The sequence below is a fragment of the Streptomyces sp. ISL-1 genome, from assembly GCF_018614585.1.
GTDB lineage: Bacteria > Actinomycetota > Actinomycetes > Streptomycetales > Streptomycetaceae > Streptomyces > Streptomyces maoxianensis.
In genome coordinates this window covers 231095-244682 of sequence record NZ_JAGGOI010000004.1, presented here as the reverse complement: position 1 = coordinate 244682, position 13588 = coordinate 231095, and the positions used below count along the sequence as shown (strand labels likewise).

General features: G+C 70.0%; 14 protein-coding genes. All 14 read left to right on the top strand.

Annotation, left to right across the window (positions count from 1 at the left end; all coding sequences use genetic code 11):
• Positions 1-111 precede the first annotated feature (111 nt).
• The 14 genes from J7E87_RS03070 (at position 112) to hypE (ending at position 13498) form a co-directional block, all read left to right on the top strand.
• Positions 112-1200, top strand: a complete 1089-nt coding sequence (locus J7E87_RS03070; RefSeq protein ID WP_215089550.1) for a hydrogenase expression protein HypE — start codon at positions 112-114, stop codon at positions 1198-1200.
• A gap of 102 nt (positions 1201-1302) precedes the next feature.
• Entirely contained in the window at positions 1303-3084 is a 1782-nt protein-coding gene (locus J7E87_RS03065; RefSeq protein WP_215089548.1) for a nickel-dependent hydrogenase large subunit, read from the top strand.
• On the top strand, positions 3081-3695 hold the full coding sequence (locus J7E87_RS03060) for a NifU family protein (RefSeq protein WP_215089547.1): 615 nt from the start codon (positions 3081-3083) through the stop codon (positions 3693-3695). The genes J7E87_RS03065 and J7E87_RS03060 overlap by 4 nt, the downstream gene beginning before the upstream one ends.
• Positions 3692-4360 carry a DUF5947 family protein gene (locus tag J7E87_RS03055; RefSeq protein ID WP_308312828.1) on the top strand — a complete coding sequence of 223 codons (669 nt, stop codon included), beginning with the start codon at positions 3692-3694 and terminating at the stop codon, positions 4358-4360. Before J7E87_RS03060 ends, J7E87_RS03055 begins: the two co-directional genes overlap by 4 nt.
• Positions 4357-5058 (top strand): DUF6084 family protein, encoded by a 702-nt coding sequence (locus tag J7E87_RS03050; RefSeq protein WP_215089544.1) that lies wholly within the window; start codon positions 4357-4359, stop codon positions 5056-5058. Before J7E87_RS03055 ends, J7E87_RS03050 begins: the two co-directional genes overlap by 4 nt.
• Complete coding sequence (locus J7E87_RS03045; RefSeq protein WP_215089542.1) at positions 5055-6488, top strand: hypothetical protein; 1434 nt, start codon at positions 5055-5057, stop codon at positions 6486-6488. Before J7E87_RS03050 ends, J7E87_RS03045 begins: the two co-directional genes overlap by 4 nt.
• Positions 6485-7033 (top strand): hydrogenase maturation protease, encoded by a 549-nt coding sequence (locus J7E87_RS03040; RefSeq protein ID WP_215089540.1) that lies wholly within the window; start codon positions 6485-6487, stop codon positions 7031-7033. Before J7E87_RS03045 ends, J7E87_RS03040 begins: the two co-directional genes overlap by 4 nt.
• A 10-nt stretch (positions 7034-7043) precedes the next feature.
• Entirely contained in the window at positions 7044-7178 is a 135-nt protein-coding gene (locus J7E87_RS35815) for a hypothetical protein (protein WP_285427290.1), read from the top strand.
• Between the two features lie 134 nt (positions 7179-7312).
• Positions 7313-7708, top strand: a complete 396-nt coding sequence (locus J7E87_RS03035) for a hydrogenase maturation nickel metallochaperone HypA (RefSeq protein WP_215089538.1) — start codon at positions 7313-7315, stop codon at positions 7706-7708.
• Between the two features lie 3 nt (positions 7709-7711).
• Positions 7712-8551, top strand: coding sequence for a hydrogenase nickel incorporation protein HypB (gene hypB / locus J7E87_RS03030; protein WP_215089536.1), 840 nt, complete (start codon positions 7712-7714; stop codon positions 8549-8551).
• On the top strand, positions 8548-10932 hold the full coding sequence (gene hypF / locus J7E87_RS03025) for a carbamoyltransferase HypF (protein WP_215089534.1): 2385 nt from the start codon (positions 8548-8550) through the stop codon (positions 10930-10932). The genes hypB and hypF overlap by 4 nt, the downstream gene beginning before the upstream one ends.
• A 52-nt stretch (positions 10933-10984) precedes the next feature.
• Positions 10985-11305 (top strand): HypC/HybG/HupF family hydrogenase formation chaperone, encoded by a 321-nt coding sequence (locus J7E87_RS03020; protein WP_215089532.1) that lies wholly within the window; start codon positions 10985-10987, stop codon positions 11303-11305.
• Positions 11302-12426 carry a hydrogenase formation protein HypD gene (hypD, locus tag J7E87_RS03015; protein WP_215089530.1) on the top strand — a complete coding sequence of 375 codons (1125 nt, stop codon included), beginning with the start codon at positions 11302-11304 and terminating at the stop codon, positions 12424-12426. Before J7E87_RS03020 ends, hypD begins: the two co-directional genes overlap by 4 nt.
• Positions 12419-13498 (top strand): hydrogenase expression/formation protein HypE, encoded by a 1080-nt coding sequence (gene hypE, locus J7E87_RS03010; RefSeq protein ID WP_285427289.1) that lies wholly within the window; start codon positions 12419-12421, stop codon positions 13496-13498. Before hypD ends, hypE begins: the two co-directional genes overlap by 8 nt.
• The last annotated feature ends 90 nt before the right edge of the window (positions 13499-13588 follow it).

Genomic DNA, 13588 nt, shown 5'->3' with positions numbered 1-13588 from the left:
GTGTCACTGGATCGGCCCCGGATGGTCGCGGGGTGATCGGTTGGCTGCTATCAAGAAAACTGAAGGCCGATATGCGGCCTTTCGTTATATATCTCCCTAGGAGGCATCCACATGGATGCAGCAACGTCGACCACGGTCGGCACAGCGGACGCCTCCGGCGCGACCGCCGGGGACGAGTCCCCGATCCACATCCTCTGGATCAACGCCGGATTGAGCTGCGACGGCGACTCGGTGGCCCTGACGGCCGCGATGCAGCCGAGCATCGAGGAGATCGTGCTTGGTGCGCTGCCCGGTCTGCCCAAGATCGCGGTCCACTGGCCGCTGATCGACTTCGAATGCGGGCCGGTGGGGGGCGGCGACACCTTCATCGAATGGTTCTTCAAGGGGGAGCGAGGCGAGATCGACCCCTTCGTCCTGGTCATCGAGGGTTCCGTCCCCAATGAGTCGATCAAGCCGGAGGGCTACTGGTGCGGTTTCGGCGACGACCCGGACACCGGCCAGCCGATCACGACCAGCGAGTGGATCGACCGGCTGGCGCCCAATGCGCTGGCTGTCGTCGCCATCGGGACCTGTGCCACGTACGGCGGCATCCACGCGATGGCGGGCAACCCGACGGGCGCCATGGGGGTGCCCGATTACCTGGGGTGGGACTGGAAGTCCAAGGCCGGTATCCCCATCGTGTGCGTACCCGGCTGCCCGATTCAGCCGGACAACTTCTCCGAGACTCTGACCTACCTGCTCTACCAGGCGGCGGGATCCGCTCCGATGATCCCGCTCGACGACAAGCTCCGCCCGACCTGGCTGTTCGGGGCCACCGTGCACGAAGGCTGCGACCGGGCCGGCTACTACGAGCAGGGTCAGTTCGCCACCACGTACGACTCGCCCCAGTGCCTGGTCAAGCTCGGCTGTTGGGGGCCCGTCGTCAAGTGCAACGTGCCCAAGCGGGGCTGGATGAGCGGCATCGGCGGCTGTCCGAACGTCGGTGGCATCTGCATCGCCTGCACCATGCCCGGCTTCCCCGACAAGTTCATGCCCTTCATGGACGAACCGCCCGGCGCCAAGGTGTCCAGCAGGGCCAGCGGCGCCTACGGGGCAGTGATCCGCAAACTCCGGACGATCACGGCGAGGACCGTGGACAAGGAGCCTTCGTGGCGTCACACGGGAGCCAAGCTGACCACCGGCTACCGGCCGCCGTGGTGAGCGACTCCCGGACACGAGCCGCACGTAGTACCACCCCCGCGTGACCACTCCGCTTGATCCGACCCCCCGTACGAGGACTTGAAGAAGGGCGCTGCACACACGATGGCACCGACGACGAAGGCCGGCGACGGCAGTGGCCTGGTGGAGATGTCCTGGGATCCGATCACCCGGATCGTGGGCAGCCTCGGTATCCACACAAAGATCGACTTCAAACAGAAGCGGGTGGCGGAGTGCTACAGCACCTCGTCCGTCTTCCGCGGCTACAGCGTCTTCATGCGCGGCAAGGACCCCCGCGACGCGCACTTCATCACCAGCCGCATCTGCGGAATCTGCGGCGACAACCACGCCACCTGCTCGGTGTACACGCAGAACATGGCTTATGGCGTGAAGCCGCCGCACCTGGCCGAGTGGATCATCAACCTCGGCGAGTCCGCCGAGTACATGTTCGACCACAACATCTTCCAGGAGAATCTGGTAGGGGTCGACTACTGCGAGAAAATGGTCCGCGAGACCAACCCGGGCGTCCTGGAACTGGCCGAGCGCACCGAGGCGCCGCACGCCGGAGACCACGGCTACCGCACCATCGCCGACATCATGCGATCGCTCAACCCCATCGAGGGCGAGTTCTACCGCGAGGCCCTCCAAGTCAGCCGCTACACCCGGGAGATGTTCTGCCTGATGGAGGGCCGCCATGTGCACCCCTCCACGCTCTACCCGGGCGGCGTGGGCACCATCGCCTCCGTCCAGCTCTTCACGGACTACCTCACCCGCCTCATGCGCTACGTGGAGTTCATGAAGCGCGTCGTCCCCCTGCACGACGACCTGTTCGACTTCTTCTACGAAGCCCTGCCCGGGTACGAGGAGGTCGGCCGCCGTCGGGTGCTGCTCGGCTGCTGGGGGGCGCTCAACGACCCCGAGTACTGCGACTTCACCTACGCCAACATGTCCGACTGGGGACGGCGGATGTTCGTCACCCCCGGCATCATCGTCGACGGCAAGCTGGTCACCAACGACCTCACCGAGATCAACCTCGGCATCCGCATCCTGCTGGGCAGCTCGTACTACGAGGACTGGCAGGACCAGGAGCAGTTCGTCACCCACGACCCGCTCGGCAACCCGGTCGATCCGCGCCACCCCTGGAACCAGCACACGATCCCCGCCCCCCAGAAGCGGGACTTCAACGACAAGTACAGCTGGGTGATGTCCCCCCGCTGGTTCGACGGCAAGGACTACCTGGCTCTGGACACCGGAGGTGGCCCCATCGCCCGCCTGTGGTCCACTGCGCTGTCCGGGCTCGTCGATGTCGGCTACGTCAAGTCCACCGGCAGCAGTGTGGTCATCAATCTGCCGCGCACGATGACCAAGCCCGAGACCCGCTTCGAATGGAAGATCCCGCGCTGGAGCAACGCGCTGGAACGCAACCGGGCCCGCACCTACTTCCAGGCCTACACCGCCGCCGTAGCGCTGCACTTCGCGGAGAAGGGGCTCGAGGAGGTCCGCGCCGGACGCACCCAGACCTGGGAGAAGTTCGAGGTGCCGGACGAGAGCATCGGTGTCGGATTCACCGAGGCCGTACGCGGCGTCCTCTCGCACCACATGGTGATCCGGGACGGCAAGATCGCCAACTATCACCCCTACCCGCCGACCCCGTGGAACGCCAGCACCCGGGACTCCTACGGGACACCGGGCCCGTACGAGGACGCCGTGCAGAACACGCCGATCTTCGAGGAGAACTCGCCGGAGAACTTCAAGGGCATCGACATCATGCGCGCCGTGCGCAGCTTCGACCCCTGCCTGCCCTGCGGCGTCCACATGTACGTGGGCGGCGGCAAGACCGTGCAGAAGATGCACGTGCCGACCGGACTGAGCGGCCTGGCCGGATGAGCGGGGCGGCAGCCACCACGGCTGCGCCCCCCCGAGGGGCGGCGACGGTGAACGCGGAGCAGGCCGGGCTGCGTGTCGAAGAAGTACTCGACCGCCTCGCGGCCACCGGCGACCACGAGGTCGCCATGGCGGCCGAGGAACTGGTGCGCGTCCTGATGGACTTCTACGGCGCCGGGCTGGCCCGGATCGTCGGGCTGCTGGACGCCCCCGCGGCCAAGGCACCGGGAGGCGCGCCCCTGGCCGGCCTGCTCGGCGACGAACTCGTCTCGAGCCTGCTGGTCCTGCACGACCTGCACCCCGAGGACACCGCCACGCGGATCGCACGCGCCCTGGACAGCGTCCGCAACCACCCCGTCGAGATCGTGGACTTCGACGAGGCCACCGGCACGCTGCGCCTGCGGTCGTCCGGCGGCGGGGGCTGCGGTTGCCCGAGCACCGGGGCGGCGGTCCAGCCGGCCGTCGAGGACGCCCTGGCCTGCTACGCGCCGGAGGTGACCAAGGTGGAACTGGAATCGGCGGCCCGCTCCCCGGAGCCGGTCCTGCTCCAGATCACCACCGGTCCGCCCACCGGCACCCCCGTCCGCGGACCGGCCTCGGCGAAGGCGCTGTGAGCGTGCGTCAGGCGGGACCGCAGCGACCGGGGGTCGCCCCGGCGACCCGGGGACTGCGCCGGTTCGCGACACCCCGTACGCCACAACAGGAACGGTGCGAACTGTGCGGTGTGCCGGTGGCCGACGGCGGCCACCGGCATCTGGTCGACACCGAAAAGCGTTCGCTGGCTTGCGCCTGCACCCCCTGTGCCCTGCTCTTCGAGCAGCCGGGTGCCGCCATTGGCCGCTTCCGGACGGTTCCCGACCGCTATCTGGCCGACCCCGACCACCGTCTCGACGACGGTGCCTGGGAACTCCTGCAGATCCCGGTCGGCGTCGCCTTCTTCTTCCGCAACGCCGCACTGGACCGGCTGGTCGCGTTCTACCCCAGCCCGGCCGGCGCGACCGAGAGCGAACTGGAACCTTCGGCCTGGCAGGCGGCACTCGGCGGCAGCCGCTTGGCCGACCTGCTCGAACCCGACGTGGAGGCACTGCTGTTGCGTCGCTCGGAGGGCCGAGCCGAGTGCTATCTGGTGCCGATCGACATCTGTTACGAGTTGGTGGGACGGATGCGCCTGCTGTGGCAGGGCTTTGACGGCGGGGCGGAGGCGCGGGCCGATCTGAAGGCGTTCTTCGAGCACGTCGGGCGTCGAGCGAAGGCACCGGGGGAGGTGCGCCGGCCGTGACAGAGCTCTCCTTCACCTGTACCGGCGTACGCGCCGACCGGTACGCCGCCGGACCCACCCTCGTATTCCGGCTGCGTATCACAGCTTCCGAAGGTGCCCGGGTACACGCCCTCGCGTTGCGCTGCCAAATCCGTATCGAGCCGACCCGGCGCGGCTACGACGCCAAGGAAGCCGAGGGACTGGCAGACCTGTTCGGTGAGCGCTCGCGCTGGGGCAGCACGCTCCAGCCCGTGCAGTTCGCACTGGTCTCGCTCATGGTCCCCGGCTTCACCGGGGAGACGGAGATCGACCTCGTCGTGCCCTGCACCTACGACATGGACGTCGCCGCGACCCGGTACTTCGGCGCGCTCTCGGGCGGCGAAGTACCGCTGCTCATGCTCTTCTCCGGTACGGCATTCACCGGAGCCGCCGGGTTCCGCGTCGAGCCGGTGCCCTGGGACCGGGAGACGACCTACCGGATGCCGGTGGAGGTATGGCAGGAGATGCTCGAGCAGCACTTCCCGGGCTGCGGCTGGATCAGGCTGCCCCGCGACACCGTGGACGCGCTGCTCGCGTTCCGCTCGCGGCGGGCGCTGCCGTCCTGGGAGGCGACCGTGCGGGCACTCCTTCAGGCGGCCGACCCGCCAACTCCGCAGCCGCCGGCCCACGCCCTGTCCGCGGCCGGACTGCCGCGTGTCACCGAGAGGACGGCGCCGTGACGACAGCCGTGTTCAGCCCCGAAACGGAATCCCGGTTCACCGCCGCCCGGCAGATTGCCGACGCCGTACTATTCGAGGGCTACGTGCTCTATCCGTACCGGGCCTCGGCGGCCAAGAACCGGATGCGCTGGCAGTTCGGGGTGCTCGTACCACCCGCCTGGGGAGCCGACTGCGAAGAGCACGATTCCCAGCACACCGAATGCCTTATGGAGCCCAGGGCGGGCGCGACGCTCTCGGTCGAGGTGCGGTTCCTGCACGCCCAGCGGCGGACCGTGCAACAGGCCCGCCCGGACGGAACCCTCGAGACCGTGCCCGAACTACACCTCCACGACCGCGTCCTGGTCCCCTGGGACGAAGGCGCCGAAGAACGCGTCGAGGTGGCCACCACGGTGGACGAACTGACGGGGGACGGCGTCACCGTCCCCTTCACCCGTCCCGCCCGCGAAGAGACCGAGCCCGTCCTCGACGCGGACGGCCGGCTCGTGGGCCGTCTGGTCCGCCGTTGCGAGGAGGCCAACGGTGTCGTACGGCTGTCCGCCCGTGAACTCGACGGCCCCTACCGGGTGATGCGGCTGTCCGCGGTGGTGGAGAACACCAGCACATGGAAGCCGGACCCCGACGCCGACCGCGACGCCGCGCTGCCGCACTCGCTGGTCGCCGCCCACCTCCTGCTGTGCCTCAGCGACGGCAAGTTTCTCTCGATGACGGATCCGCCCGAGTGGGCAAAGGGCGCGGTCGCGGCCTGCCGCAATCTGCACACCTGGCCGGTGCTCGCAGGCGAACCGAACCGCGCGGACCTGGTGCTGTCCTCCCCGATCATTCTGGAGGACCACCCGGCCATCGCCCCGGAGAGCCCGGGCGCGCTCTACGACGCCACCGAGATCGACGAAATCCTCGCACTGCGCACCGCGGCCCTCACCGACGAGGAGAAGCGCGAAGCCCGCGGGACCGACGCGAAGGCGGCCGCCGTGATCGACCTGGCCGACTCGATGCCGCCCGAGGTACTGGAACGGCTGCACGGAGCGGTGCGGGCCCTGCGGGAGGTCACCGGACCCGCCTCGTGCGAGCCCGACTTCCCGGGCGATCCGGACCTGTCCGACGGCCACGGCGTCGTCCGGCCGGACACCCCCTGGTGGGATCCGGCGAGCGACGCCGGGCTGGACCCGGCCCGTGACCAGGTCCTGGTCGACGGCCGGCCGGTGAGTGCGGGCAGCCGTGTGCTGCTGCGGCCGGGCCTGCGCCGCAGCGACGCCCAGGACCTGTTCCTGCACGGCCGCAGCGCGCAGGTCGAGGCCGTACTGCACGACGTGGACGGGGGAGTGCACCTGGCCGTGACCGTGGAAGGCGACCCCGGTGCCGATATCCGCCGCGAACAGGGCCGGTTCCTGTACTTCCAGCCCGACGAGGTCGAACCGCTGGAGGACGTGTGAACCTGTCCCCCCGCGGGGGCGCGCGGACTCTGGTGGCCGGTGTCGGAAACATCTTCCTCGGCGATGACGGCTTCGGCGTCGAAACAGTGCGCAGGCTCGCCGCGCACCAGTTGCCCGAGCATGTCGAGGTCGTGGACTTCGGTGTACGGGGCGTACACCTGGCGTACCAACTGCTCGACGGGTACGACACGTTCATCCTGGTCGACGCCACCGCGCGCGGCGGCGACCCGGGAGACCTCTATCTGATCGAGGCCGGCACCACCGGCGGCGTTGAACCGCAAGGCGCTGTGGTCGACGGCCACCACATGTCCCCTGACGCCGTCCTGGCTCTGCTGGCCACACTGTGCGACGGCACAGGCGGGACCCCGCCGCGGCGCACATTGGTGGTGGGCTGCGAACCCGCCTGCGTCGAGGAGGGGATCGGACTAAGCCCGCCAGTGGCCGCCGCGGTGCCGGAGGCCGTGCGATGGGTGCTGGGCATGGTGCGGGACGGCACATACGAAGCGCCGGCATCCAGGACCACGGCCGAACCGGCCGGGAATTGAGGAGAAGACCATGAAGAAGTCCGAGAAGACCATGAAGAAGCCCCTCATCGGCGCTGCCTCTGCCGCAGCCGCCACCGCCCTCGCCGCCGTGGTGAAAGAGTTCCTGCCCGACGTCAGGCGCTACCTGCGCATGCGGAGGATGTGACCCGGCGGCTGCACCGAATGGCTTACGCGGGCCGCGGAGTCGGCGAGCCACGGCACCTTGCGTCCGAACGCCGCCTGTAATGGAGCCGAGCGGACCGGCCGCCCCTGGATCGGCCTCCGCCAGGACGGAGACCGATGCACGAGATGTCCATCGCGCTGGCTGTTGTGGGCCAGGTGGAGGAAGCCGCTGCCCGCGCCGGCGGCGTCACCGCGGTCACCTCCGTACGACTCAAAGTCGGCGAGCTGGCAGGAGTCGTCCCCGACGCCCTGTCCTTCTGCTTCGAACTGGCCTGCGCGGGGACCGTCCTGGAAGGCGCCGAACTGGTCACCGAATCCGTGCCGGGCCGAGCCCACTGTGCTTCCTGCGCGGACGACTGGGCGGTCGGCATGCCACCGCAACTGTGCTGCCCGGTGTGTGGCGAGGCGACCGCCGGGCTGCTCTCGGGCCGCGAGCTGCGAATCGCCGACGTGCACTGGGAGGACGGCCCTGCGCGCGAACGCACCCGCGAACCGATCTCCGAGGAGCGCTGAACCATGTGCCGAGTCGTGGACCTGCAACAGGCGGTACTCGCCAAGAACGACGCGACGGCGGACGCGCTGCGCGCCGAACTGGCTGGCCGCGGCACCACGGTAGTCAACCTGCTGTCCAGCCCCGGAAGCGGGAAGACGGCCCTGCTGGAACGCGAACTGCTCCTGGCGCGTGAGGGGGGAGTGCCGGTGGCCGCCCTGACCGCGGACCTCGCCACCGAGAACGACGCCAAGCGCCTGGCCCGCTCCGGTGTGCCGGTCAAGCAGGTTCTCACCGACGGGTTGTGCCACCTCGAGGCCGGGATGCTCGCAAGACACCTGGAGGGATGGCTGCCCGACGGCACCCGGCTGCTCTTCGTGGAGAACGTCGGCAACCTGGTCTGCCCGGCCTCCTACGACCTCGGTGAGGCACTGCGGGTCGTGTTCGCGTCGGTGACCGAGGGGGAGGACAAACCGCTGAAGTACCCCACCGCATTCGGACTGGCGCATCTGGTGGTGGTCACCAAGACCGACATCGCGGCCGCCGTCGAGTTCGACGAGGCGGCGTTCCGTGCTCATGTCGAGCAGGTCAACCCTGGTGTGGAAGTGGTCATGACCTCCGCTCGCCGAGGCGAGGGCGCCGGTGCGCTGCTCGACCGGGCGATGGCGGTGGCGGACGGCGGCGCGGTGCACGCGCCGGTCATGGGCCGGCCGCAGAATGATCACCACCATCACGAGGCCGCTTCGGAGTCTCACCCGCAGCCCCACTCTCAGCCCCATGCGCATACACAGGCAGCTGTCCGCCCGGTCGAGTCCTCCCGCCTGTTCGGGGCCGTCCCCGGTGTAGTGGCGCACTCCCGCCCGTGATCACTTCCCAGTCGGCCCTCGCCCTTGCCGAGGCGGTTCAGCGCCGGCGGGTCACCGTCCGCGGTGTCGTACAAGGCGTCGGATTCCGGCCGTTCCTCTACAACCTCGCCACGGGGCTGGAGTTGGCCGGCCATGTGACCAACACCGCGGACGGCGTCGTCGCCGAGGTCGAAGGCGCACCGTCCGCCGTCGCCCTGTTCTGCGACCGGATCGCGCTTGAGGCTCCCCCGCTGGCCGTGGTGGAGTCCGTCGACCACCAGGACGTACCCACGGCGGGCGACCGCGGATTCGCCATCCTCGCTTCCCGTTCGCAGGGGCCGGCCCGCACGCTGGTCTCCCCGGACGTGGCCACCTGCGACGCGTGCCGCACGGAGCTGGCCGATCCGGGCGACCGGCGTCATCGCCACCCGTTCATCACCTGCACACACTGCGGCCCGCGCTTCACCATCGTCACCGGCCTCCCGTACGACCGGGCCCACACGACCATGGCCGGCTTCCCCATGTGCCCCGACTGCGCCCGTGAGTACGCTGATCCGGCCGACCGCCGCTTTCACGCGCAGCCGGTCGCCTGCCCCGCCTGCGGACCCCGCCTGCGCCTGCTGCACGCGTCCCCGGGCGGGCCGCCCCGACCCGAATCCGCGACGGACCCGGTCGCCGAGGCCCGCAGGCTCCTGTCCGCCGGTGCGATCCTCGCCGTCAAGGGCCTCGGCGGCTACCACCTCGCCTGTGACGCCTCCAACTCCCGTGCGGTGGCACTGTTGCGCCACCGCAAAGCCCGCGGCGACAAGCCGTTCGCGCTGATGGCCAGGGACATCGACGATGTCGAGCACCTGGTACGCGTCAGCCCCGAGGAGCGAGTCCTGCTGACCGGCGGCGTCCGGCCCATCGTCCTCCTGCGTCGCCGGGCCGACGCCCTGCCGGGGGCCCGCGGTCCCCACTTGTCGGACGCGGTCGCGCCGGGCAGCCCCGACCTCGGCGTCATGCTCCCGTACACCCCCTTGCACCACTTGCTCCTCGGACTGTCCGGGGACCCCGCGGGGCCGCGTCTGCTCGTCATGACCAGCGGAAACACGGCAGGTGAGCCGATCGTCACCGACGATGCGGAAGCGCTGGACCGGCTGGCTCACCTGGCCGACGCCTGGCTGACGCACGACCGCCCGATTCACGTGCCGTGCGACGACTCCGTGGTGCGCGTCTGCGACGGGGAGCGGCTGACGATTCGCCGCGCACGGGGTTACGCCCCGCTGCCCGTCGCTCTTCCGGTGTCCGTGCGGCCCGCCCTGGCCGTGGGGGGCGACCTGAAGAACACGTTCTGCCTCGCCGAGGGGCGCAGAGCCTGGCTGTCGGCGCACATCGGGGACATGGACGACCTCGCCACGCAGCACGCCTTCGAGCACGCCGAACGGCAGCTGGAGTCGATCACCGGGGTGAAGCCCCAAATCCTGGCGGCCGACCGACACCCCGTCTACCGCTCCGGGCGGTGGGCCGAGCGTCACGCGGCGGGCAGGCGGATCGTACGGGTGCAGCACCATCACGCACACATCGCGGCCGCGATGGCCGAGCACGGCCTGGACGGCGGCCGACCGGTGATCGGCATCGCATTCGACGGCACCGGCTACGGCGATGACGGGGCGGTGTGGGGCGGGGAGATGCTGCTCGCGGACTACGACGGGTTCGCCCGCTTCGCGCACCTCGCCTACGTCCCGCTGCCGGGCGGGGACGCCGCAGTGCACCGGCCGTACCGGATGGCTCTGGCCCATCTGCGCGCGGCAGGGATCGCCTGGACGGACGACCTTCCCTGTGCGAGCGCCTGCCCGTCCGATGAACGCCGAGTTCTCAAGAGCCAGTTGGAGCGGAACCTGAACTGTGTCCCCACCTCGAGCATGGGGCGGCTGTTCGACGCCGTCTCCTCGCTCGCGGGCGTGTGTCACCGGGCCGGATACGAGGCGCAGGCCGCCATCGAGCTGGAAGCCGCCGCATTGGCTGTCGCGGCGGGGGCGGACGGCACCGGCTACGAGTTCGGGCTGCGTCCTGCCGAGCAGGCCGCCGGGGGCGCGCTGACCGCGGAGCCCGCGCCCGTACTGGCGGCGGTCGTCGACGACGTACGCGCGGGAACGGCGCGGGAACTCATCGCCGCACGCTTTCACACGGCGGTGACGGGCCTTGTCCGCAGGACCTGCCTCATGGCACGCGAGCGGCACGGACTGGACACCGTCGCCCTGACCGGAGGCGTGTTCGCCAACGCCCTGCTCTCCTCCGCGTGCGCCGAAGCGCTGCGGCGGGACGGCTTCACGGTCCTGCGCCACCACCAAGTCCCCCCGAACGACGGGGGACTGGCGCTCGGTCAGCTGGTTGTCGCCGGGCGCGTAACCGCCGACTGACGCAGACCCGGCAAGGCCGGGAAGACGGATCACAACAGCGAGGAGAACCCCCATGTGCCTGGCGGTACCCGGCAGAGTGATGGATATCGAGGAACGGGACGGCACCCGCATGGCCACCGTCGACTTCGGCGGTGTGGTCAAGGAGGTGTGCCTGGAATACCTGCCGGACCTCCAGGTCGGCGAATACGCCATCGTCCACGTCGGGTTCGCCCTGCAGCGCCTGGACGAGGAGTCGGCCAAGCAGACTCTCGAGCTGTTCGCCAATCTCGGCATGCTCCAGGAGGAGTTCGGCGACCCGTGGGAACTGGCCGCGGAGGCGAGCGGATCCCCGCGGCCCGACAGCAGCGAGACAACGCAGGAGGCCCGGCAGTGAAGTACATCGACGAATTCCAGGACCCGGACCTGGCCCGGCGCCTGCTCGACGACATCCACTCCATCGTGACCCGGCCATGGGCCCTGATGGAGGTCTGCGGAGGACAGACCCACACCATTATCCGGCACGGCATCGATCAACTGCTCCCGGAACAGGTCGAGTTGATCCACGGGCCGGGCTGCCCGGTGTGCGTCACCCCGCTCGAAGTCATCGACAAGGCGCTGGAGATCGCCTCCCGCCCCGAGGTGATCTTCTGTTCGTTCGGGGACATGCTCCGGGTCCCCGGCACCGGCCGCGACCTGTTCCAGGTCCGCAGCGCGGGCGGCGATGTGCGGGTTGTCTACTCCCCGCTCGATGCCCTGCGGATCGCTCAGGAGAATCCGGGGCGCGAGGTGGTGTTCTTCGGTATCGGCTTCGAAACCACCGCGCCACCCAACGCGATGACGGTCTACCAGGCGCGCAAGCTCAATATTCCGAACTTCAGCCTGCTGGTGTCCCATGTACGGGTGCCCCCGGCGATCGAGGCGATCATGGAGTCGCCGAGCTGCCGGGTCCAGGCGTTCCTCGCAGCCGGACACGTGTGCAGCGTGATGGGCCTCGGGGAATATCCCGAACTGGCCGAACGGTACCGCGTCCCGATCGTGGTCACCGGATTCGAGCCGCTGGACATCCTGGAAGGCGTACGCCGGACCGTCAGGCAGCTGGAACGCGGCGAGCACACCGTGGACAACGCCTATCAGCGCGCTGTGCGGCCCGAGGGAAACCCCGCCGCCCAGGCAATGCTCGAGGACGTCTTCGAGGTCACCGACCGGGCCTGGCGCGGCATCGGCGTCATCCCCCGCAGTGGCTGGCGGCTGTCCCCCCGCTACCGGCAGTACGACGCCGAGTACCGCTTCTCGGTGACCGGCATCGACACCCGGGAGCCGGCCGAGTGCCGCAGCGGTGAGGTCCTGCAGGGCCTGCTGAAGCCGCATGAGTGCGAGGCCTTCGGCACCACCTGCACCCCCCGCAATCCGCTCGGAGCCACGATGGTCTCCAGCGAGGGCGCGTGCGCCGCCTACTACCTCTACCGGCGGCTGGACCTCACGACCCCATCCCTGGAGGCGAGCACCGTTGTCTGAGACCACCGCGCTCCGTGTACCGCTGCCGGACCTCACGGCGTGGACCTGCCCGGCACCGCTTCGCGACCAGCCCCGGGTGGTGATGGGCCACGGTGGTGGCGGCGCGATGTCCGCCGAGCTCGTCCAGCACATCTTCGCGCCCGCCTTCGGCGGACAGACGCTGTCACAGCTGGGAGATTCCGCCGCGGTCTCCCTCGGGGGTGTCCGACTGGCCTTCTCCACCGACTCGTTCGTGGTGCGGCCACTGTTCTTCCCCGGCGGCAGCATCGGCGACCTCGCGGTCAACGGCACCGTCAACGACCTGGCCATGAGCGGTGCCCGGGCCGCCTACCTGTCCTGCGGATTCATTCTGGAGGAGGGCGTCGAGGTTTCGGTCGTCGGACGCGTGGCCGAGGCACTGGGCGCGGCCGCGCGCGTCGCGGGCGTCGAGGTGGCGACCGGCGACACCAAGGTCGTGGAGGCCGGACACGGAGACGGCATCTTCATCAACACGTCCGGGATCGGGCTCATCCCGGCGGGTGTCGATCTGCGGCCGGAGCGCGTGGTCCCCGGAGACGTACTGATCGTCAGTGGCGACATCGGCGTCCACGGCGTGGCGATCATGAGCGTCCGTGAGGGCCTGGAGTTCGGCGTGGAGATCGAGAGTGACTGCGCCGCCCTGGGAGGCCTTGTCGAGGCCATGCTCGCGGTGACCTCGGACCTGCATGTGCTGCGCGACCCCACCCGCGGCGGGCTGGCCGCCGCCCTCAACGAGATCGCGGCGGCCTCCGGCACCGGCGTCGTCATCCAGGAGCGCAGCGTCCCCGTCCCGCCGGCCGTGGCCAACGCCTGCGCCATCCTGGGCCTCGACCCGATGTACGTGGCCAACGAGGGCAAGCTCGTCGCGTTCGTCCCCCGCGAGCACGCCGACGCGGTGCTGAGCGCCATGCGGGCGCATCCCCTGGGCGCGGCGGCGACGGTGATCGGTGAGGCGGTTGAGGCGCACCCGGGCATGGTGGTGGCCCGCACGGGTCTCGGGGGCACGCGCGTGGTCGATCTGCCGATCGGGGAGCAACTGCCCAGGATCTGCTGACCAGTCGGACGAAGCCGGGGCGGCGTCCTACGGGGCGCCGGCAGGCGTGGCGGGGGCTCGACGCATGAGGGAGCCCCCGTCGAGGCCGGG

Excerpts from the sequence above, each read along its gene's own strand:
- J7E87_RS03070 (WP_215089550.1), top strand. The coding sequence starts at position 112 with ATGGATGCAGCAACGTCGACCACGGTCGGCACAGCGGACGCCTCCGGC.
- J7E87_RS03065 (WP_215089548.1), top strand. The coding sequence starts at position 1,303 with ATGGCACCGACGACGAAGGCCGGCGACGGCAGTGGCCTGGTGGAGATG.
- J7E87_RS03060 (WP_215089547.1), top strand. The coding sequence starts at position 3,081 with ATGAGCGGGGCGGCAGCCACCACGGCTGCGCCCCCCCGAGGGGCGGCG.
- J7E87_RS35815 (WP_285427290.1), top strand. The coding sequence starts at position 7,044 with ATGAAGAAGTCCGAGAAGACCATGAAGAAGCCCCTCATCGGCGCTGCC.
- J7E87_RS03035 (WP_215089538.1), top strand. The coding sequence starts at position 7,313 with ATGCACGAGATGTCCATCGCGCTGGCTGTTGTGGGCCAGGTGGAGGAA.
- hypB (WP_215089536.1), top strand. The coding sequence starts at position 7,712 with ATGTGCCGAGTCGTGGACCTGCAACAGGCGGTACTCGCCAAGAACGAC.
- J7E87_RS03020 (WP_215089532.1), top strand. The coding sequence starts at position 10,985 with ATGTGCCTGGCGGTACCCGGCAGAGTGATGGATATCGAGGAACGGGAC.